We start from the raw sequence: 19,093 nt of genomic DNA on the forward strand, positions 1-19,093 counted from the left end.
CCGGACAACCTCCGGTGGCCCGCGGTCCGCGGCGGGCCGAGAGCTGTGCTCGCTTACCTCATCAGGCGGCTGTTCGCCGCCGCAGTGATGCTGGTCGTCATCGTCCTGGTGGTCTTCAGCATCTTCTTCCTCTTCCCCAAGTGGGCGGGCGTCGACGTGGCCCTGAGCTTCGTCGGCAAGCAGGCCGACCCGGCCGCGGTCGAGGGGGTCCGGCAGAAGCTGGGACTGGACGAACCGATCTACTTCCAGGCCTGGGAGTTCTTCAAGGGCATCTTCGCGGGCCGCACCTACTCGGGCGGCGGCGACGTCACGCAGTGCGCCGCTCCGTGCTTCGGCTACTCCTTCCGCACCGAGCAGGCCGTCTGGCCGGTGTTGACCGACCGTCTCCCGGTGACCCTGGGTCTCGCGCTCGGCGCCGCCGTGCTGTGGCTGATCTTCGGTCTCGCGGCGGGTGTGCTCTCCGCGCTCAAGCGCGGCACCCTCTGGGACCGCAGCGCGATGATCGTCGCGCTCGCGGGCGTCTCCCTCCCCATCTACTTCACCGGCATGCTCTCGCTGGCGGTCTTCGTCTTCGGGCTGAACTGGTTCAAGGGCGAGTACGTGCCCCTGGAGGACAGCTTCACCGGCTGGTTCGGCGGCATGATCCTGCCCTGGGTCACCTTGGCGTTCCTCTATGCGGCGATGTACGCGCGCATCACCCGCGCCACCATGCTGGAGGTGCTCGGTGAGGACTACATCCGCACCGCCCGCGCCAAGGGCCTGCGCGAGAAGACCGTCATAGGCAAGCACGCCATGCGTTCGACGATGACGCCCATCCTGACCATGCTCGGCATGGACCTCGGCGCCCTCATCGGCGGCGCGATCCTGACCGAGACCACGTTCAGCCTTCCCGGACTCGGCCAGGCCGTGCTGAACGCCATCAAGACGCAGGACCTGCCCATCATTCTGGGCGTCGTCCTGATCACCTCGCTGGCGGTGCTCGTCGCCAACCTCGTGGTGGACGTCCTGTACGCCGTGATCGACCCCCGAGTGAGGCTCTCATGACCGAACTCAGCAAGACCGGAGCGGCCCTGGGCGAGCCCATGAGCGGCTCGCCGACCCCGAGTGCCTTCCTCGAAGTGCGCGACCTGAAGGTGCACTTCCCGACCGACGACGGCCTGGTCAAGTCCGTCGACGGGCTCAGCTTCCAGCTGGAGAAGGGCAAGACCCTCGGCATCGTGGGCGAGTCGGGTTCCGGCAAGTCGGTGACCTCGCTCGGCATCATGGGCCTGCACACCGCCGGCCAGTACGGCAAGCGCAAGGCGCAGATCTCCGGGGAGATCTGGCTGGACGGCACCGAGCTGCTGTCCGCCGACCCGGACCACGTGCGCAAGCTGCGTGGCCGTCAGATGGCGATGATCTTCCAGGACCCGCTGTCCGCGCTGCACCCGTACTACACGATCGGTCAGCAGATCGTGGAGGCGTACCGCATCCACCACAATGTCGACAAGAAGACCGCCAAGCGCCGCGCGGTCGAGATGCTCGACCGGGTGGGCATCCCGCAGCCGGACAAGCGCGTCGACAGCTACCCGCACGAGTTCTCCGGCGGCATGCGCCAGCGCGCGATGATCGCGATGTCGCTGGTCAACAACCCCGAGCTGCTCATCGCGGACGAGCCGACGACCGCCCTCGACGTGACCGTCCAGGCGCAGATCCTCGACCTGATCCGCGACCTGCAGAAGGAGTTCGGCTCCGCGGTCATCGTCATCACCCACGACCTGGGCGTCGTCGCCGAACTGGCCGACGACATCCTGGTGATGTACGGCGGCCGCTGCGTGGAGCGCGGTCCGGCCGAGAAGGTGTTCTACGAGCCCCGCCACCCCTACACCTGGGGCCTGCTCGGCTCGATGCCGCGTCTCGACCGCGAGCAGCAGGAGCGCCTGATCCCGGTCAAGGGCTCCCCGCCCTCGCTGATCAACATCCCGTCCGGCTGCGCCTTCAACCCGCGCTGCCCGTACGCGGACCTCCCGAAGGACAACGTCACCCGCACGGTCCGCCCGGAGCTGGCCGAGGTCGGCAGCCGGCACTGGGCCGCCTGCCACCTGGGCAAGGACCAGCGGGAGCGTATCTGGACCGAAGAGATTGCGCCGAAGCTGTGAGTGACGACAAAGCAGTGACCAAGTCCGCGCAGACCGACGGCGCCACGCTCACCAAGGACGCCGCCCCCGGCGAGACCCTGCTGAAGGTGACCGGGCTCAAGAAGCACTTCCCGATCAAGAAGGGCCTGCTCCAGCGGCAGGTCGGGGCGGTGCACGCGGTCGACGGGATCGACTTCGAGGTCAAGGCCGGCGAGACCCTGGGTGTCGTGGGCGAGTCGGGCTGCGGCAAGTCCACGATGGGCCGGCTGATCACCCGGCTGCTCGAACCGACCGGCGGCAAGGTCGAGTTCGAGGGCAAGGACATCACGCACCTCGGGGTGGCGGGCATGCGTCCGCTGCGCCGCGACGTGCAGATGATCTTCCAGGACCCGTACTCGTCGCTGAACCCGCGCCACACCATCGGCACGATCATCGGCGCCCCCTTCAAGCTGCAGGGCGTCGAGCCCGAGGGCGGCATCAAGAAGGAGGTCCAGCGGCTGCTGTCGGTGGTCGGCCTCAACCCCGAGCACTACAACCGCTACCCGCACGAGTTCTCCGGCGGTCAGCGCCAGCGCATCGGCATCGCCCGCGCCCTCGCGCTCAACCCGAAGCTGGTGGTCGCGGACGAGCCGGTCTCCGCGCTCGACGTGTCGATCCAGGCGCAGGTCGTGAACCTGCTGGACGACCTCCAGCAGGAACTGGGCCTGACGTACGTGATCATCGCGCACGACCTCTCGGTCGTCCGGCACGTCTCGGACCGGATCGCGGTGATGTACCTCGGCAAGATCGTGGAGCTCGCCGACCGCGACCTGCTCTACAAGACGCCGATGCATCCGTACACCAAGGCGCTGATGTCGGCGGTCCCGATACCGGACCCGAGGCGCAAGGCGGCCAAGAGCGAGCGCATTTTGCTCAAGGGTGACGTGCCCTCGCCGATCTCCCCGCCGAGCGGCTGCCGCTTCCACACCCGGTGCTGGAAGGCGACCCAGATCTGCAAGACGACCGAGCCGCCGCTGATCGAGCTGCGTCCCGGCCAGCAGGTCGCCTGCCACCACCCGGAGAACTTCGCGGACCAGGCCCCGCAGGACACCGTCCTGCTGAGCGCCGCGAAGGAAGCGGCGGAGCTGGTGGCCGACGAGGTGCTGGCGGAGTCGGCGGAGACGTCGGCTGCGGTGGCGGCGGAGGTCGCCAAGGAGACTCCCAAGGTCACCAAGGAGACCCCCGACCCCACCGAAACCACCGAAAAGTAGCACAAAACCGAGCCCCCGCCTTGCAATGTAAGGCGGGGGCTCAGTGTTGGGTCAGAATGGAAGGGTGGTCCAGGAACTCTTCACCCCGTCCGTCCAGCACACGCTCGACCTGATCGGCATCTTCGTCTTCGCCATCTCGGGTGCGCTGCTGGCCGTCCGCAAGAACTTCGACGTCTTCGGCATCGCCATGCTCGCCGAGGTCACCGCGCTGGGCGGCGGGCTGTTCCGGGACGTGGTGATCGGCGCGGTGCCGCCGGCCGCCTTCACGGACCTGGGGTACTTCCTCACGCCGCTGCTCGCCGCCCTCCTGGTCGTCTTCCTCCACCCGCAGGTGGAGCGCATCCAGGTCGGCGTCAACGCCTTCGACGCGGCGGGCCTCGGCCTGTTCTGCGTCACGGGCACGACCAAGGCGTACGACCACGGGCTCGGCCTCACCGCGTCGGCGGCCCTCGGCCTCGCCACCGCCGTCGGCGGCGGCGTACTGCGCGACGTGCTGGCCAACGAGGTGCCCTCCCTGCTGCGCTGGGACCGCGACCTCTACGCGGTCCCGGCGATGGTCGGCGCCACGATGGTCGTCCTGTGCATCCGCTACGACGCGCTGAACCCGTTGACCAGCGGTACCGCCGCCGTCACGGCCTTCGTGCTGCGCCTGCTCGCGATGCGGTACCACTGGCGAGCTCCGCGCGCGTGGAACCGTCGCTCGACGGTGCGGGAGGAGTAGTGCCCCCGGCGCCCCCGCCGGCGCCTCCGTCGGTGCCTCGCGTGACGTGCCGCTCGCCCGTCTGCTCCGTCAGCCAGCGGAACGCCGGCACCACCTGCGGCCGCCACAGTGCCATGGTGTGCCCGCCCGCGCTCTTCGGGACGTACACCACGTGCACGGCGGTCGGCGCCTTCGCGATCTTCTCCAGGTCCATGGCGGCCTCGTAGCCGTCGCGCGGCTGGCCGGAGAGGTAGAGGGCGATGCGGGGCGGGACGGTCGCCTTGCGCAGCAGCAGGTAGGGGTTGTTCTCGGCGCGCAGGGCCGGGGTCTCGGCGGCGAGTGAGTTGCGTTCGCCGATCGGGTCGTTGTAGCCGGACAGGCTCACCGCCGCCCGGTAGCGATCGGGGTGCGCCACCGCCAGTTTCGCCGCGCAGTGCCCGCCGGCCGAGTACCCGGCGACCGCCCAGCCGCGCGGCGCGGGCTGGGCCCGGAAGTTGTCCATGACCATCTTCGGTACGTCGACGCTCAGCCAGGTGTCCGCGTTGACGGTGCCCGGGACGTTGGCGCAGCCGGTGTCGACACCGGGGAGCAGGGAGGTGCGCGGCGCGACCAGGATGAACGGCGCGACGCGGCCCTCACGCATCAGCGGCAGCAGCTGCTGGTGCGCCTTCATCGACCCGAACCAGGCCTTCGCCGAGCCCGGATAGCCGGGCAGCAGCTCGACGACGGGGAACTTGTGGTTCCGGTAGGCGGGCTCGTCGTACTGCGGCGGCAGCCACACGTAGACCTCGGCGTTCACGCCGGACACGCGACCCTTGAGCTGTGTGACGCGGACCCCGCCGGCCTTGCGCATGCCCGGTCCGTGCGCGGCCTTGAACTTCTGCTCCACCTTGGGCAGCCGCTCCAGCGCGATGCCGCCGGTACCGCTGGCGCCGAGGTCGGCGGCCTGCTGCACATGGTCGGCCGTACCGAGGAGGTCGCCCCAGTTGTCGTACAGGTTGTTGGAGTTGTTGACCAGGACGAAGACCAGGGAAACGGCCGTGCCCTGGGCGAACAGCAGCATCAGCACCCGCGTCGCCGCCCGCACGATCCTGGGCCCGCGCATCCGCGACCACAGGACGAGGGGCAGCGCGAGCGCGACGACCGCCAATGCGATCAGGGTGTAGAGGAATGCAGTCCCGGTGAGGCTCATGTCCTTGAAGAGTCAAAGCGGGGGCTCAGGGTTGACGGACGAGTGCGGACGCTTACCGAGAAATTGACCACATCTCACCTACCCCCCACTCCAAAGCTACCGCTTAGTAATCAGATGTTGTACCTTTCAGCCATGCCAGAAGCAGCTACCGGGACCACGTGCGCCACCATCGGCGACAGCGAGTTCGACCGCGACACCGCGCTCACCCGGCGTGAACCCGGCGTCTATGACATCGACCTCTCGGCCGGCTGGACGATCATCAGTGCCGTCAACGGCGGCTACCTGCTGGCCGTCCTCGGCCGCGCCCTCGCGGACGCCCTGCCGCACGGCGACCCGTTCACCATCTCCGCGCACTACCTGACCGCCTCCCAGCCGGGCCCGGCGGTCGTCCGCACGGACGTCGTACGCACCGGCCGCACCCTCTCCACCGGCCAGGCCTCCCTCTTCCAGTACGACGCCGAGGGCCGCGAGGTCGAGCGCATTCGCGTCCTCGCCTCCTACGGCGACCTGGACGCGCTCCCTGACGACGTGCGCACATCGGCGAAGCCGCCCGCGATCCCGCCCATGGAGCACTGCTTCGGCCCCGAAGACGGACCGGCCCCCGTCGACGGCAGCTCCGCCATCGCCGACCGCCTGATGCTCAAGCTCGACCCGTCCACCCTGGGCTGGGCGCTCGGGCAGCCCTCCGGCAAGGGCGAGATGCGCGCCTGGTTCGGGCTCGCCGACGGCCGCGACCCCGACCCGCTCTCCCTGCTCCTGGCGGTGGACGCGCTGCCGCCCACCGCCTTCGAGATCGGCCTGAGCGGCTGGGTACCCACGGTCGAGCTGACCGTCCACGTCCGCTCCCGCCCGGCCCCGGGCCCGCTGCGCGTCTCCATCACGACCCGCAACCTCGCCGGCGGCTTCCTGGAGGAGGACGCGGAGGTCTGGGACAGCACGGACCGGCTGGTGGCCCAGTCGCGACAGCTGGCGCGGGTCAGGCTCGGCTGAGGGGCCTGCGGCCCAGCCACGCCGCCAACTGTTCGTAGGCGTCGGCTCCTTCGGGGGCCGACAGCGCGGAGCCGAACGGGGTCTGCTCGTCGCGCTGGGCGTCGGGCAGGGCGCGGTGGGCGGCTGCGAGGGCGAACTCGGCCAGTTCGGGGTCGAGTTCGAGGGGGTGGCCCACGGACTCGGCGAGGTCCCAGCTGTGGGTGACGAGCTCCATGACGTAACCGGAGAGGGCGGCGTGCCCCGGCACTTCGCCCCACGGCACCCGGACCGGCGCCACCATCCGCTCGTCGTGCTTCCAGGCGGCCAGGACCCGCTCCCGCACGTCCTCGTACGCGGCGGTCCACCCGTCGTCCCCGACACCCTCGGCGAACGGCCGCACGGCGAGCCCGTCACCGCCCTCCCCGACGACCGCGATGCGCAGGGTGCCGCCGACGATGTGGGAGAGCAGCGTGCGGACGTCGAAGTCGCCGCACGGGGTGGGGCCGGTCAACTGCTCGGGTCGTACGGTCTTGATGAGCGAGGCGGCCTGTTCGGTGGCGCGGGTGTAGAAGGGGCGGGGGTCGACGGCGTTCATCACGCTGGGCCTCTCGGTGGGTCTGTGGGTCGGTGAGTTTGTGAGTCGGTGAGTCTGTGGGTTTCGGTGCGTCGAGATTCCTCGAATAACCTGACAACTTCCGTCAACATTTGCCCCGGACCCGTGCGCGGCGGAATCCTGGGGCCGTGAAGTCCGACCGCCTGCTGTCGATCCTGCTGCTCCTTCAGACCCGCGGCCGCGTCCCGGCCCACGAACTCGCCGACCGCCTGGAGGTGTCGGTCCGCACCATCTACCGCGACATCGAGGCCCTCTCGGCCGCCGGCGTCCCGGTCTACGCCGAACGCGGGCGCCACGGCGGTATCGAGCTGCTCGCCGGGTTCCGTACGGACGTGACAGGGCTGACCGCCGACGAGTCCCGCGCGCTGTTCATCCTGGCCGCGCAGGGCGCGCACGCCGCCCTCGGCCTGGACGCCGCGCTCGGTTCCGCCCTGCGCAAGGTGATGGCCGCGCTTCCGGCCCCGCACCGGCCGGCCGCCGAGGTCACCAGCCGGCGCATCCTGGTCGACGCCACCCGCTGGAAGGGCGGACCCCGGCCCGCCATCGACCTGGACACCCTCCAGGACGCCGTCTTCACGGACCGGCGGCTGCGCCTGCGCTACCGCCACAGCGGCGACCGCGAGCCCCGCACCTACACCGTCGACCCCTACGGCCTCGTCTCCAAGGCGGGCGTCTGGTACCTGGTCGCCGACCGCCGGGCGAAACCGCAGCTGTTCCGCGCCGACCGGGTGCACTCGGCGACGGTCCTCGATGATCCCGTGCGGCGGCGGTCCGGCGTCGAACTCGCCGACGTGTGGGAGGTGCTGCGCCGCCAGGTCGAGGAGCGTCCCGGCGGCCTCGACGTCACCGTCCGCGTCCGGCGCGACCGCCTCGACATGTTCCTGCGCCTGAACGCCGCCGTGCTGGCCGAACTCCCCGAGGACGACGGCGAGAGCGAGTGGGTGACCGTCCGGCTGTCGTACGGCTTCGTCCGCGAGGCCCGCCAGCTGCTCGCGTTCTCCGACCGCGTGGAGGTCCTCTCCCCGCCCCAGGTGCGCGAGGAACTGCGCGCGGCAGCCGCCTCTGTCACGGAGCTGTACCAGCGCGTGAGTGGACCAGCCGACTGAAACCCCAGGTCAGCGAGGTGACTTGGGTCGGCCTTTACTCCGCTGACAGGAGGCGTACAGCAGAGGCTCAAGGAAGCCCTAAGCGCCGTTGGTTGAGTGCCCGCCTCAGGACTCCCTCATCCTCCTTGGAGTTGTTTCTCATGATGCGTGCGCGTCTCGTCCCCGCGGTGGCCCTGCTGGCGCTCTCGCCCCTCGCCCTGGTGGCCTGCGGCTCCGGCGACTCCTCGTCCTCGAACAGCGGCAACTCCGGCCAGCAGGCCTGCCAGGCGCCGTCCGGCATGCCGACCGGCAACGCCTCGGGCCGACCCAGCGGAGCGCCGTCGGGTGCGCCGTCGGGTGCGCCGTCCGGAGCCCTGTCCGGAGCGCCGTCCGGAGCCCCGTCCGGGGCACCCACGGCGGCTCCCTCGGGTGCGCCGAGTGGCGGCCCCGGTGGCGGTCAGGGTGGCCAGGGCGGCGGCCAGGGCGGTGGCTGCGGCGGCCAGGGCGGGGGCCAGGGCGGGGGCCAGCAGGGGGGTGGTCAGGGGCAGCAGGCGCAGCAGCAGGGCTGAGGCGCGGCCCCGGACTGCCTCGGTCTGCCTCGTACGACCTCGTACGACGTACTGCCTCGTACGACCTCGTGCTGCCTCGTACGACGAGGGGCGGCGCACCCGGAACCGGGTGCGCCGCCCCTTGGCCTGTCCTCAGCCGAGCCAGTGATGGCGCCCGATGCTGATGAGACGCATCTGGCGCGTGGCCACCTGGGTGACCCGTTCCCGCTCGTCGTCCGAGGCCTCCAGGGCTTCCAGGAACAGTGAGGCCGTGATGAGCATCTGGTCGACGTAGAGATGGGCGAGCATCAGCAGGTCGTCGTCGTTCCAGCCCTCGGACTCCGGGTCCTTGGCCAGCTCCGCCTTCACCTCTTCGGCGAAGCGAACCAGTTGGGCGCGGATGGCCTCCCGCACCGGCTGGACTCCGCCATGTCGCTCGCGGGCGATAAAACGGACATGTGCGGGGTACGCGCTCACATGACGGGCGATCAACTCGACGGCTCGTGTGATCCGTTCCTCGCTGCTGTCCGCGTTGGTCACCGTCGTGCGGATCATCGGGTGCAGGCTGCCCAGCGCCTCCTCGACCAGGGCGACGCCGAGGTCCGCGGTGGAACGGAAGTGCCGGTAGAAGGCGGTGGGGGCGACGCCGACGGCGCGGGTGACCTCGCGCAGGCCCAGGCTGCTCAGGCTCTGCTCCTCCAGCAGGCCCAGGGCGGCGTCCAGGAGCGCCTGCCGGGTCTTCTGCTTCTGGGCCTGCCGGATGCCGAAGGTGTGACTCATACCATGCAGTTAACAACTGTTCTCTGTAATTGGAAAGCCGTGGGGCGCGCTAGACTCCAGAGTCAGTGAACAAGTGTAACTACAACCGTTCACCGAAACGTCACGAGACCCACTCGCACACGTCTAGGGAGGGGGATTCACCCCATGCTGTTCCTCGTCGCCGCCCTGCTGCTGTTCGGCGCCGTCCTGGGCACCGTCGCCCACGCGCCGTTCACCTTCACCATCGTCGCGGCCGCCGTCATCGCCGCGTGGCTCGGCATCTTCGCGCTCCGCGAGCGCCACGGACGCCGGCACACCTCGACCCACTGACACCCACCCCTGATCCCCGGGAGCTGAACACCATGCAACTCACCGCACCGGCCACGCGCCGCACCGGTATCCACGACGCCGACGGCATGGCCGTCGCGGCCTTCATCCTCGGTCTCGTCGGCCTCCTCGTCCTCAACGTCTTCCTCGGCCCCATCGCCATCGCCCTGGCCGCGGTGTCCCTCTGGCGCGGCACGGCCCGCCGCGGCCGCGCCTACCTGGGCCTGGCCCTGGGCATCGCCGACCTCCTGGTCCTGGTCGCGTTCATGCAGGCGGACAGCACGATCTCGTGGAGCTTCTAGAGGTAACGGTCGAGCGGGGCCCCGAGGACGACGGGGCGCGACCGCTGAACGCCGGTACCGGCTGTGGGCAATCGTTCCGCAGGGCGGAACAGGTGGGCACAGCCGACAGCGCCGGGCACCTCGCAACACGCTCCAGCCGCAGCGCAGGCAAGCCGCACCAAATCCGGCCGACCTTCAACTGAGGCCCGCCACAGCCGCGCCGTAGAATCGGCCTCACCATGGCATACCTCGACCACGCCGCGACCACCCCGATGCTCCCCGAGGCAGTCGAGGCGTTCACGGCGCACCTCAACGCCACCGGCAACGCCTCCTCCCTCCACGCATCCGGCCGCCGCGCGAGGCGCACCGTCGAGGAGTCCCGCGAAACCCTCGCGGAAGCCCTCGGCGCCCGCCCCAGCGAGGTCGTCTTCACCTCCGGCGGCACCGAGGCCGACAACCTCGCGGTCAAGGGCCTGTACTGGTCCCGCCGCGCCGCCGACCCGCGCCGCACCCGCGTCCTCGCCAGCCCCGTCGAACACCACGCGGTCCTCGACGCGGTCCACTGGCTCGGCGAACACGAGGGCGCCACGATCGAGTACCTCCCGGTCGACCCCTACGGCCGCGTCCACCCGGACGCACTGCGCGAGGCGATCGGCCGCAACCCCGACGACGTCGCCCTGGTCACCGTCATGTGGGCGAACAACGAGATCGGCACGATCACCCCGGTCCGTGAACTCGTCGATGTGGCAACGGAGTTCGGCGTCCCGCTGCACGCCGACGCCGTCCAGGCCTTCGGTCAGGTTCCGGTCGACTTCGCCGCCTCCGGCCTCGCCGCGATGACCGTCTCCGGCCACAAGATCGGCGGCCCGTACGGCATCGGCGCCCTGCTCCTGGGCCGCGAGCACACCCCCGTACCCGTGCTGCACGGCGGCGGCCAGGAGCGCCACGTCCGCTCCGGCACCCTCGACGTCCCCGCGATCGCCTCCTTCGCCGTCGCCGGCCGGCTCGCCGCACAGCAGCGCGCGTGGTTCGCCCGCGAGATCGGCACCCTGCGCGACGCCCTGGTCACCGCCGTCCGTACCGCCGTCCCGGACGCGATCCTCGGCGGCGACCCGGTGGACCGCCTCCCCGCCAACGCCCACTTCACCTTCCCGGGCTGCGAGGGCGACTCCCTCCTCCTCCTGCTTGACGCCCAGGGCATCGAGTGCTCCACCGGCTCCGCCTGCACCGCCGGCGTCGCCCAGCCCAGCCACGTCCTCCTCGCCACCGGCACCGACCCCGAGCTGGCCCGCGGTACCCTGCGCTTCTCCCTCGGTCACACCTCCACGGAGGCCGACGTCGAAGCGGTCGGCAAGGTCATCGGCCCTGTGGTGGAACGGGCCCGTGCCGCGGGACTGACGTAGCCGCGGCACCACCGCCCGTCGACGTCAGGCGGAGATGGCGGTGCGGGCCTGCCGTACCAGCCGCATGTACCGGTCCCAGTCCCAGAGTTTCCCGGGGTCGGTGTGGTCCGTCCCCGGCACCTCCACGTGCCCGATGATGTGCTCGCGGTCGACGGGTATGCCGTAGCGCGCGCATATCCCCGCCGTCAGCCGCGCGGAGGCGGCGTACATCTCGTCCGTGAACGAGGAGGCGCGCTCCACGAAGCCCTCGTGCTCGATGCCGATGCTGCGCTCGTTGTACTCCCGGTTGCCCGCGTGGAACGCCACGTCCAGCTCGCGGATCATCTGGGTGATGTGCCCGTCCTTGCGGACGATGTAGTGCGCCGCGGCCCGGTGCTCCGGGTCCTGGAAGGCCTTCACCGCGCTGTCGTAGCCGCCCTGGGTGACATGGATGACCACCATGTCGACGCCGTAGTCGTCCGGCCGGTCCGCGCGGCGCCAGTTCGCCGACGAGGCCGCCACCCAGCGCGCGCCCCGGTAGTCGACCGCGCCCTCGACCCGCGGCTTCTCCACACCGGGCAGCCGCCACCACAGGTGCGCCAGCTCCTCGCGCGCCAGCACCGCCGAGCCGACGACCGCCGCGGTCCCGCCCACGAGCAGGGCACGCCGCCCGATCCGCCGGTCCGTGTCCTTCGTCCTCGCCCCCATGTGATCCCTTCTCGTCCCCCCTGCGATCGACAACGGATACCCGCGGGCTCCGGTTCCCGCGTCCCCTTACTCTTGAAGAGCTATGACTGACACCTCGCAGCGCCCCCGTCCCCTCCGTGTCCTCGCCGCCATGTCCGGCGGGGTCGACTCCGCCGTCGCCGCCGCCCGTGCCGCGGAAGCCGGCCACGACGTGACCGGAGTCCACCTCGCGCTCTCCGCGAACCCGCAGTCGTTCCGCACGGGTGCCCGGGGCTGTTGCACCATCGAGGACTCGCGCGACGCACGCCGCGCGGCGGACGTCATCGGCATCCCCTTCTACGTGTGGGACCTCGCCGACCGCTTCCGCGAGGACGTCGTCGAGGACTTCGTCGCCGAGTACGAGGCCGGCCGCACCCCCAACCCGTGCCTGCGCTGCAACGAGAAGATCAAGTTCGCCGCCCTCCTCGACAAGGCGCTCGCGCTGGGCTTCGACGCGGTGTGCACGGGCCATTACGCGCAGGTGATCGTCCACGAGGACGGCAGCCGCGAGCTGCACCGCGCCTCCGACATGGCCAAGGACCAGTCGTACGTCCTCGGCGTCCTGGACGAGAAGCAGCTCGCCCACGCTCTCTTCCCGCTCGGCGACACGGTGACCACGAAGGACGAGATCCGCGCGGAGGCCGAGAGCCGCGGCCTGGCCGTCGCCAAGAAGCCCGACTCGCACGACATCTGCTTCATCGCCGACGGCGACACCCAGGGCTTCCTCGCCTCCCGTCTCGGCAAGGCCGAGGGCGACATCGTCGACGAGACCGGCTCCAAGCTCGGCACGCACGACGGGGCGTACGGCTTCACGATCGGCCAGCGCAAGGGCCTGCGCATCGGCACCCCGGCCGCCGACGGCAAGCCGCGCTACGTCCTCGACATCTCGCCCGTGAACAACACGGTGACCGTCGGCCCGGCCGACGCCCTGGACGTGACGGGCCTGTCGGCCGTCAAGCCCCGCTGGTGCGGCGCCGCCCCCACCGGCCCAGGCACCTACACCGCCCAGCTCCGCGCCCACGGCGGCGAGACCGAGGTGACCGCCGAACTTGTCGACGGTCGCCTGCAGGTCACGTTCACCGAGCCGGTCCGCGGCGTGGCACCCGGCCAGGCGATCGTCCTGTACGACGGCACCCGCGTGGTGGGCTCGGCGACGATCGCGTCGACCACGCGCGCGAGGACAGCGGTCGCGTAGGCGGCCTCGGGCCCGCGCCGGCGCTCCCTAGGGCGCGAGGAACTCCGCGAGCACCGGCGCGAGCTCGTTCGGGTCCACCATGTGGGTCTGGCCCTCCAGCACGCGGTACGTGCCCCTGGGCGTCGCTTCGGCGACCGCGCGGGTGGCCTGTTCCAGCCAGTCGGGGCTCTCCCCGCCCGCGACGGCCAGCACCGGCACATCGACCGAGGCCAGCCGTTCGCGGGGGAGCAGACCATCGCCCATCACGGCGTCGTCGTACGCGAGAGTCGGTGCGATCGCCTCCATGGCGGCCCACATCGGCGACTGACGGGCCCCCTGGATCATCGTCTCGGCCAGGCCCGTCAGCCGCAGGAACAGCTCGACCGCGTCTCCGCGCCGCCCCTGCGCCAGCGCCTCGGTGAGGTTCGCGGTGTACTCGGCGCGTCCCTTCGCGCCCTCCGGGTCGAGGGCATACGGCGTCTCGTACACGGCCACCCGGCGCACGGGCAGCCCGCGGGCCGCCGCCTCGAGCGCCAGCGCGCCGCCCGAGGAGATGCCGTACAGCGCCGCCTCGCCGCCCGCCGCGTCGATGAGCGCGGCGAGGTCCTCGACCTCGCGTTCCACCGAGTACGGCGCCGTGTCACCGCTCTCGCCCCGGCCCCGGCGGTCGTACCAGAGGGCGGTGAAGCGGCCCGCGAGGAGCCCGGCCAGGGGCGCCACCGTGCCGCCCGTCGACATCGCCCCGCTCACCAGGATGACCGTGGGCCCCTGACCGGCGCGTGCGTAGGCGAGTTCGGTGCCGTCGCGCGAAACAATCCTCTTGTCCATGCCTGTGCAGACTGCCGCACGGCACGGTGGTCATCGCTCTACGACACTGCGACCTACGACACTTCCACATCGTAGAAGCAGAGGTGGTCCTTGATCTCCGCGACGTCGGGCTTGGGGTCGGGGTACGCCCAGACGAGGTCCGCCGCGTCGGGCAGCGACCAGTACGACGCCGTCCCCTTGAAGGGGCAGTACGTGTGCGTCTCGGACGGGGTGAGGAGGTCCAGGCGTACGTCCTCGGCGGGGATGTAGTACCGCACGGGACAGCCGGTCTCCCTCAGGGCGAGGGCCTGGTCGGTCTCCGCCAGCACCAGGTCGCCGTGGACGACCCGCAGGTGCCGGCCGCCTTGCTCGATCGTGATCGTGTGTCCGTCTGCCATACCAGGGAAGCACTCGCGGGCCCCGGGTTCTTCCCGCGTACGGTGGCTGCATGCGTATCTGTGTCTTCCTTTCCGCCGCCGACCTCGACGACCGTTACACGCGCCCCGCGCGGGAGTTCGCGGAACTGCTGGGCAAGGGCGGTCACACGCTCGTGTGGGGCGGCTCCGACGTCGGACTGATGAAGGTCGTCGCCGACGGAGTGCACGAGGCGGGCGGCCGGCTCTGCGGGGTCTCCGTGCAGTTCCTCGCCGCCAAGGCCCGCCCGGGCGTCGAAGAGATGGTGATCGCCAAGGACCTCGCCGAGCGCAAGAAGCTGCTCCTGGAGAAGTCCGACGCGGTGGTCATCCTGGTGGGCGGCACGGGCACGCTCGACGAGGCGACCGAGATCCTGGAGCTGAAGAAGCACGGCCACACGGACAAGCCGGTGGTCCTGCTGAACACCGCCGGCTTCTACGACGGCCTGAAGGAGCAGTTCCGGCGCATGGAGGACGAGGGATTCCTGCCCCGCCCGCTCACCGACCTGGTGTTCTTCGCGCAGGAGCCGGTGGGGGCGCTGGCCTACCTGGAGGAGAGCCAGGGCATCGAATGAGGCGTGGGTGACCTTTCGATGATGCGAGCATGGCGGGCATGGCTACTCATGTGATCACCGGTGCGGGTTCCGGCATCGGCGCGGCCGTCGCCCGCCGTCTGCATGCGCGCGGGGACGACGTCGTGCTGCACGCGCGCGACGCGGGCCGTGCGAAGGAGCTGGCGGCGGAGTTCCCCGGCGCGAAGACGCTCGTGGGGGACCTGGCGGACCCCGACAAGCTGTCCTGGGCGTTCTCGCACCAGACGCTCCCGGACCGCGTGGACTCCCTGCTGCACATCGCCGGCGTGGTCGACCTCGGCCCCGTCGGTGATCTGACCCCCAAGTCCTGGCGCCACCAGCTCAACGTCAACCTCATCGCGCCGGCCGAGCTGACCCGCCACTTCCTGCCCCAACTCCGCGCCGCCCGGGGGCACGTGGTGTTCGTCAACTCCGGCGCGGGCCTGAACGCCCACGCCGCCTGGTCCGCCTACGCGGCCTCCAAGCACGGCCTCAAGGCCCTCGCCGACTCCCTCCGCCACGAGGAACACGCGAACGGCGTCCGCGTCACCTCCGTCTACCCCGGCCGCACCGCCAGCCCCATGCAGGCGAAGGTCCACCAACAGGAGGGCAAGGAGTACGACCCGGCTCAGTGGATCGACCCGGAGTCGGTCGCGACCACCATCCTGACGGCGATCGACCTACCGAGGGACGCGGAGATCAACGACCTGACGGTGCGCCCGGGCCGATGACCGCCGACCTACGTAGGCTTCACCCGTGAACGACAACTTTCGCTTTGGACCCGCCACCGGCGTCGGCTCCCTCCCCGGCACCGACGCCAGGGAAGCCGCCAGGACGGCCACCGGAAGCTTCGAGGACTTCCCGTTCCTGCCGGAGCTGCCGGACAGAGGACCCGGCGCCGACATGATCGGCCGCACCGCGGGGATGCTGGTCGAGCTGTACGCGCGCGTGGAGCCCAGCGGGTGGCGTGTCGGCGACCGGCCGGGCCGGGACACCAGGCGGGCCCGCTCCTGGCTCGGCGAGGACCTCGACGCGCTGGAGGAGTTCACCCAGGAGTACCAGGGCCCGCTGAAGGTGCAGGCCGTCGGGCCCTGGACCCTCGCCGCGAACCTGGAGCTGAAGAACGGCGAGGCCGTCCTCTCCGACCCCGGCGCCTGCCGCGACCTCGCCGCCTCCCTCACCGAGGGACTGCGGCTGCATCTGGAAGAGACCCAGCGCCGCGTCCCCGGAGCCCACCTCGTCCTCCAGCTCGACGAGCCGTCCCTCATCTCCGTCCTCCGAGGCCACGTCAAATCGGCCAGTGGCTACCGCGCCCACCGCGCCGTCGACCGCCAGCTCGTCGAGTCCACGCTCCGCGACGTCATCGGGGTTCACGGCACCGGCCCCGCCGTGGTCCACTCGTGCGCACCGGACGTCCCCTTCGCCCTGCTGCGCCGGGCGGGCGCCGCGGGGATCTCCTTCGACTTCTCGCTCCTCACCGAGCGTGACGACGACGCGATCGGTGAGGCGGTGGAAGCGGGTACCCGCCTCTTCACCGGTGTCGTGCCGGGCACGGACGGCCCATTGTCAGACCCTGCCGGTAGCGTCATGGGTGTCAGGACGCTGTGGCGCAGGCTGGGGCTGCAACCGGGGCTTCTCACGGAGGCGGTCACCGTCACTCCGGCGTGCGGACTCGCGGGCGCCTCCCCCGAGTACGCGCGCAGGGCGCTCGCCCACTGCGCCCGGGCGGCGAGATCCCTCGCGGACAACCCAGAGTAACGGGAGGACAACACGGTGGCCGGCGACAAGCAAGCGGAGACGACGGTGCCCGCCGAGGCACGCGACAAGCACGCGCAGCTCGCTGAGCAGATCGAGGAGCACCGCTTCCGGTACTACGTGAAGGACGCTCCCGTCATCAGCGACGCGGAGTTCGACAAGCTCCTGCGCGCCCTGGAGGCGTTGGAGGAGGAGTACGCCGAGCTGCGCACGCCGGACTCGCCGACCCAGAAGGTCGCGGGGGCGTACGAGACGGAGTTCACCGCGGTCCAGCACCGCGAGCGCATGCTCTCCCTGGACAACGCCTTCGACGACCTGGAACTGGCCGCCTGGGCCGAGCGCGTCCACAAGGACGTCGGCACCTCCGACCACCACTTCCTGTGCGAGCTCAAGGTGGACGGCCTCGCCGTCAACCTCACCTACGAGCACGGCCGTCTCACCCGCGCGGCGACCCGCGGCGACGGCCGCACCGGCGAGGACATCACGCCCAACGTCCGGACCATCGCCGAGATCCCCGACCGTCTGGACGGCGACCGCGTCCCGGACCTCGTGGAGATCCGCGGCGAGGTCTACTTCCCGATGGAGAAGTTCGAGGAGCTCAACGCCCGCCTGGTCGCGGCCGGCGACAAGCCCTTCGCCAACCCGCGCAACGCGGCGGCCGGTTCCCTGCGCCAGAAGGACCCGCGCGTCACCGCCACCCGCCCCCTCCACATGGTCGTCCACGGCATCGGAGCCCTGGAGGGCTTCGACGGCCTCACCCGCCTCTCCGAGGCCTACGACCTCCTCAGGACCTGGGGCCTGCCCACCTCCCGGCACAACAGGGTGGTCGACGACCTCGACGGCGTACGGGAGTTCATCGCGTACTACGGCGAGAACCGCCACTCCGTGGAGCACGAGATCGACGGCGTCGTCGTCAAGCTCGACGAGATCCGGCTCCAGGGCCGCCTCGGTTCCACGGCCCGCGCCCCGCGCTGGGCGATCGCGTACAAGTACGCGCCGGAGGAGGTCAACACCAAGCTGGTGAACATCCGCGTGGGCGTCGGCCGCACGGGCCGTGTCACGCCGTACGCGCAGGTCGAGCCGGTCACCGTCGCCGGCTCCGAGGTCGAGTTCGCGACCCTGCACAACCAGGACGTCGTCAAGGCCAAGGGCGTCCTCATCGGCGACACGGTGGTGCTGCGCAAGGCCGGTGACGTCATCCCGGAGATCCTCGGCCCGGTCGTCGACCTGCGCGACGGCAGCGAGCGCGAGTTCGTGATGCCGGCCGAGTGCCCGGAGTGCGGGACGCCGCTCAGGCCGATGAAGGAGGGCGACGTCGACCTGCGCTGCCCCAACGCCCGCACCTGCCCCGCCCAGTTGCGCGAGCGCCTGTTCTACCTGGCAGGCCGCAAGGCGCTGGACATCGAGCAGTTCGGCTATGTCGCCGCGGCCGCCCTCACCAAGCCGCTGGAGCCCGCGGAGCCGCCGCTCGTCGACGAGGGCGACCTGTTCGACCTCACCATCGAGCAGTTGCTGCCCATCAAGGCGTACGTCCTCGACCAGGACAGCGGCCTGCCCAAGCGCGACCCGAAGACCGGCGAGGAGAAGATCGCCACGGTCTTCGCCAACCAGCAGGGCGAGCCCCGAAAGAACGCGCTCGCCATGCTGGAGAACATCGCCGCCGCCAAGGAACGCCCGCTCGCCCGCATCCTCACCGGGCTGTCGATCCGTCACGTCGGACCGGTCGCCGCCGAGGCACTGGCCCGTGAATTCCGCTCGATCGAGCGCATCGAGCAGGCCACCGAGGAGGAGTTGGCGAGCACCGACGGCGTCGGATCGATCATCGCCGCGTCGCTGAAGGAGTGGTTCGCCGAGGAGTGGCACCAGGAGATCCTCCGCAAGTGGAAGGCGGCCGGCGTCCGCATGGAGGAGGAGGGCTCCGGCGAGGACGAAGGCCCCCGCCCCCTCGAAGGCCTCACCGTCGTGGTCACCGGAACCCTCGAACGCTTCACCCGCGACGGCGCGAAGGAGGCCCTGCAGAGCCGCGGAGCCAAGGTGACCGGCTCGGTTTCGAAGAAGACGTCCTTCGTCGTCGTGGGTGACAACCCGGGCTCCAAATACGACAAGGCGATGCAGCTCAAAGTGCCCGTCCTGAACGAGGACGGCTTCGACGTCCTGCTGGAACAGGGTCCGCAGGCGGCGGCCGAAGTGGCCCTACCCGCGCAGGAGTAGCGCGAAGTGGCGGTTGAAGGCCACCCGATCGGCGCATACCAGATGCATACGGGTGGCCGGGTCGCATTCGGGCAACCGTCGACGACCGCTGCCCGTGGAAGCCTTCTGCGGCCTACTGTTGAGATGTGCGCCTGCCGTGCCCAGCTGCGGTCGGGGCATCCCGTTGTTCTTGCAGGGCCCTTGAAGAACAACGGGAAGGGTTTTCCAACGCG

Annotated in this window: 21 protein-coding genes; 15 read left to right on the forward strand and 6 right to left on the reverse strand. The window is 70.7% G+C overall.

Annotation, left to right across the window (positions count from 1 at the left end):
• The first annotated feature begins 45 nt into the window (after nt 1–45).
• The 4 genes from ACFYWX_RS09930 (at nt 46) to ACFYWX_RS09945 (ending at nt 4,088) form a co-directional block, all read left to right on the forward strand.
• The gene (locus ACFYWX_RS09930; protein WP_389423480.1) at nt 46–1,044 is read left to right on the forward strand and encodes an ABC transporter permease; all 999 of its coding nucleotides are present in this window, start codon (nt 46–48) and stop codon (nt 1,042–1,044) included.
• The gene (locus tag ACFYWX_RS09935) at nt 1,041–2,138 is read left to right on the forward strand and encodes an ABC transporter ATP-binding protein (protein ID WP_389423481.1); all 1,098 of its coding nucleotides are present in this window, start codon (nt 1,041–1,043) and stop codon (nt 2,136–2,138) included. The genes ACFYWX_RS09930 and ACFYWX_RS09935 overlap by 4 nt, the downstream gene beginning before the upstream one ends.
• 14 nt (nt 2,139–2,152) lie before the next feature.
• Nucleotides 2,153–3,367 (forward strand): ABC transporter ATP-binding protein, encoded by a 1,215-nt coding sequence (locus ACFYWX_RS09940; protein ID WP_389423482.1) that lies wholly within the window; start codon nt 2,153–2,155, stop codon nt 3,365–3,367.
• A 64-nt stretch (nt 3,368–3,431) separates the two neighbouring features.
• Nucleotides 3,432–4,088 (forward strand): trimeric intracellular cation channel family protein, encoded by a 657-nt coding sequence (locus tag ACFYWX_RS09945; protein ID WP_389423483.1) that lies wholly within the window; start codon nt 3,432–3,434, stop codon nt 4,086–4,088.
• Here ACFYWX_RS09945 and ACFYWX_RS09950 read toward each other — a convergent pair.
• Complete coding sequence (locus ACFYWX_RS09950; RefSeq protein ID WP_389423484.1) at nt 3,997–5,259, reverse strand: alpha/beta hydrolase; 1,263 nt, start codon at nt 5,257–5,259, stop codon at nt 3,997–3,999. The two genes, ACFYWX_RS09945 and ACFYWX_RS09950, sit on opposite strands and share 92 nt — an antisense overlap.
• 132 nt (nt 5,260–5,391) lie before the next feature.
• Between ACFYWX_RS09950 and ACFYWX_RS09955 the strand changes: the two genes are divergently transcribed.
• Nucleotides 5,392–6,249, forward strand: a complete 858-nt coding sequence (locus tag ACFYWX_RS09955) for a thioesterase family protein (protein WP_389423485.1) — start codon at nt 5,392–5,394, stop codon at nt 6,247–6,249.
• Here ACFYWX_RS09955 and ACFYWX_RS09960 read toward each other — a convergent pair.
• On the reverse strand, nt 6,236–6,823 hold the full coding sequence (locus ACFYWX_RS09960; protein WP_389423486.1) for a TIGR03086 family metal-binding protein: 588 nt from the start codon (nt 6,821–6,823) through the stop codon (nt 6,236–6,238). The two genes, ACFYWX_RS09955 and ACFYWX_RS09960, sit on opposite strands and share 14 nt — an antisense overlap.
• A 146-nt stretch (nt 6,824–6,969) precedes the next feature.
• Here ACFYWX_RS09960 and ACFYWX_RS09965 point away from each other — a divergent pair, with 146 nt between their 5' ends.
• Together ACFYWX_RS09965 and ACFYWX_RS09970 are read left to right on the forward strand one after the other, a co-directional pair.
• Nucleotides 6,970–7,947, forward strand: a complete 978-nt coding sequence (locus ACFYWX_RS09965; RefSeq protein ID WP_389423487.1) for a helix-turn-helix transcriptional regulator — start codon at nt 6,970–6,972, stop codon at nt 7,945–7,947.
• A 140-nt stretch (nt 7,948–8,087) separates the two neighbouring features.
• Nucleotides 8,088–8,495: a hypothetical protein gene (locus ACFYWX_RS09970; protein WP_389423488.1), complete on the forward strand. Its 408-nt coding sequence runs from the start codon at nt 8,088–8,090 to the stop codon at nt 8,493–8,495.
• Between the two features lie 132 nt (nt 8,496–8,627).
• Here the strand turns inward: ACFYWX_RS09970 and ACFYWX_RS09975 are convergent, their stop codons facing one another.
• Nucleotides 8,628–9,254, reverse strand: a complete 627-nt coding sequence (locus ACFYWX_RS09975) for a TetR family transcriptional regulator (protein ID WP_389423489.1) — start codon at nt 9,252–9,254, stop codon at nt 8,628–8,630.
• Between the two features lie 144 nt (nt 9,255–9,398).
• Between ACFYWX_RS09975 and ACFYWX_RS09980 the strand changes: the two genes are divergently transcribed.
• From ACFYWX_RS09980 to ACFYWX_RS09990, 3 genes are all read left to right on the forward strand, one after another.
• Complete coding sequence (locus ACFYWX_RS09980) at nt 9,399–9,563, forward strand: hypothetical protein (protein ID WP_389423490.1); 165 nt, start codon at nt 9,399–9,401, stop codon at nt 9,561–9,563.
• Between the two features lie 32 nt (nt 9,564–9,595).
• Nucleotides 9,596–9,862 (forward strand): DUF4190 domain-containing protein, encoded by a 267-nt coding sequence (locus ACFYWX_RS09985; RefSeq protein ID WP_389423491.1) that lies wholly within the window; start codon nt 9,596–9,598, stop codon nt 9,860–9,862.
• A 218-nt stretch (nt 9,863–10,080) separates the two neighbouring features.
• On the forward strand, nt 10,081–11,244 hold the full coding sequence (locus ACFYWX_RS09990; protein ID WP_389423492.1) for a cysteine desulfurase family protein: 1,164 nt from the start codon (nt 10,081–10,083) through the stop codon (nt 11,242–11,244).
• 24 nt (nt 11,245–11,268) lie between these two features.
• Here ACFYWX_RS09990 and ACFYWX_RS09995 read toward each other — a convergent pair whose 3' ends face one another.
• Nucleotides 11,269–11,931 (reverse strand): N-acetylmuramoyl-L-alanine amidase, encoded by a 663-nt coding sequence (locus tag ACFYWX_RS09995; RefSeq protein WP_389423493.1) that lies wholly within the window; start codon nt 11,929–11,931, stop codon nt 11,269–11,271.
• 82 nt (nt 11,932–12,013) lie between these two features.
• Here ACFYWX_RS09995 and mnmA point away from each other — a divergent pair, with 82 nt between their 5' ends.
• Nucleotides 12,014–13,144, forward strand: a complete 1,131-nt coding sequence (gene mnmA, locus ACFYWX_RS10000) for a tRNA 2-thiouridine(34) synthase MnmA (protein ID WP_389423494.1) — start codon at nt 12,014–12,016, stop codon at nt 13,142–13,144.
• A 27-nt stretch (nt 13,145–13,171) separates the two neighbouring features.
• Here mnmA and ACFYWX_RS10005 read toward each other — a convergent pair whose 3' ends face one another.
• Nucleotides 13,172–13,951, reverse strand: coding sequence for an alpha/beta fold hydrolase (locus tag ACFYWX_RS10005; RefSeq protein WP_389423495.1), 780 nt, complete (start codon nt 13,949–13,951; stop codon nt 13,172–13,174).
• Between the two features lie 53 nt (nt 13,952–14,004).
• Nucleotides 14,005–14,328 carry a DUF427 domain-containing protein gene (locus tag ACFYWX_RS10010; protein ID WP_389423496.1) on the reverse strand — a complete coding sequence of 108 codons (324 nt, stop codon included), beginning with the start codon at nt 14,326–14,328 and terminating at the stop codon, nt 14,005–14,007.
• 50 nt (nt 14,329–14,378) lie between these two features.
• Here ACFYWX_RS10010 and ACFYWX_RS10015 point away from each other — a divergent pair, with 50 nt between their 5' ends.
• From ACFYWX_RS10015 to ligA, 4 genes are read left to right on the forward strand one after another with little or no spacing between them, the layout of a single operon-like run.
• Nucleotides 14,379–14,918, forward strand: coding sequence for a TIGR00730 family Rossman fold protein (locus tag ACFYWX_RS10015; RefSeq protein WP_389423497.1), 540 nt, complete (start codon nt 14,379–14,381; stop codon nt 14,916–14,918).
• A gap of 29 nt (nt 14,919–14,947) precedes the next feature.
• Nucleotides 14,948–15,646 carry an SDR family oxidoreductase gene (locus ACFYWX_RS10020; RefSeq protein WP_389423498.1) on the forward strand — a complete coding sequence of 233 codons (699 nt, stop codon included), beginning with the start codon at nt 14,948–14,950 and terminating at the stop codon, nt 15,644–15,646.
• A 25-nt stretch (nt 15,647–15,671) separates the two neighbouring features.
• Entirely contained in the window at nt 15,672–16,673 is a 1,002-nt protein-coding gene (locus tag ACFYWX_RS10025; protein ID WP_389423499.1) for a methionine synthase, read from the forward strand.
• A gap of 15 nt (nt 16,674–16,688) precedes the next feature.
• A complete protein-coding gene (ligA, locus tag ACFYWX_RS10030; protein WP_389423500.1) occupies nt 16,689–18,881 on the forward strand; it encodes an NAD-dependent DNA ligase LigA in 2,193 nt (730 codons plus the stop codon).
• Nucleotides 18,882–19,093: the final 212 nt, after the last annotated feature.

The sequence above is a fragment of the Streptomyces sp. NPDC002888 genome, assembly GCF_042888465.1.
In the GTDB taxonomy this organism is placed as follows: domain Bacteria; phylum Actinomycetota; class Actinomycetes; order Streptomycetales; family Streptomycetaceae; genus Streptomyces.

Coding starts and splice junctions, on each gene's coding strand:
- ACFYWX_RS09935 (WP_389423481.1), top strand. CDS start 1,041: ATGACCGAACTCAGCAAGACCGGAGCGGCCCTGGGCGAGCCCATGAGC.
- ACFYWX_RS09950 (WP_389423484.1), bottom strand. CDS start 5,259: ATGAGCCTCACCGGGACTGCATTCCTCTACACCCTGATCGCATTGGCG.
- ACFYWX_RS09955 (WP_389423485.1), top strand. CDS start 5,392: ATGCCAGAAGCAGCTACCGGGACCACGTGCGCCACCATCGGCGACAGC.
- ACFYWX_RS09960 (WP_389423486.1), bottom strand. CDS start 6,823: ATGAACGCCGTCGACCCCCGCCCCTTCTACACCCGCGCCACCGAACAG.
- ACFYWX_RS09970 (WP_389423488.1), top strand. CDS start 8,088: ATGATGCGTGCGCGTCTCGTCCCCGCGGTGGCCCTGCTGGCGCTCTCG.
- ACFYWX_RS09975 (WP_389423489.1), bottom strand. CDS start 9,254: ATGAGTCACACCTTCGGCATCCGGCAGGCCCAGAAGCAGAAGACCCGG.
- ACFYWX_RS09980 (WP_389423490.1), top strand. CDS start 9,399: ATGCTGTTCCTCGTCGCCGCCCTGCTGCTGTTCGGCGCCGTCCTGGGC.
- ACFYWX_RS09985 (WP_389423491.1), top strand. CDS start 9,596: ATGCAACTCACCGCACCGGCCACGCGCCGCACCGGTATCCACGACGCC.
- ACFYWX_RS09990 (WP_389423492.1), top strand. CDS start 10,081: ATGGCATACCTCGACCACGCCGCGACCACCCCGATGCTCCCCGAGGCA.
- ACFYWX_RS09995 (WP_389423493.1), bottom strand. CDS start 11,931: ATGGGGGCGAGGACGAAGGACACGGACCGGCGGATCGGGCGGCGTGCC.
- mnmA (WP_389423494.1), top strand. CDS start 12,014: ATGACTGACACCTCGCAGCGCCCCCGTCCCCTCCGTGTCCTCGCCGCC.
- ACFYWX_RS10005 (WP_389423495.1), bottom strand. CDS start 13,951: ATGGACAAGAGGATTGTTTCGCGCGACGGCACCGAACTCGCCTACGCA.
- ACFYWX_RS10010 (WP_389423496.1), bottom strand. CDS start 14,328: ATGGCAGACGGACACACGATCACGATCGAGCAAGGCGGCCGGCACCTG.
- ACFYWX_RS10015 (WP_389423497.1), top strand. CDS start 14,379: ATGCGTATCTGTGTCTTCCTTTCCGCCGCCGACCTCGACGACCGTTAC.
- ACFYWX_RS10020 (WP_389423498.1), top strand. CDS start 14,948: ATGGCGGGCATGGCTACTCATGTGATCACCGGTGCGGGTTCCGGCATC.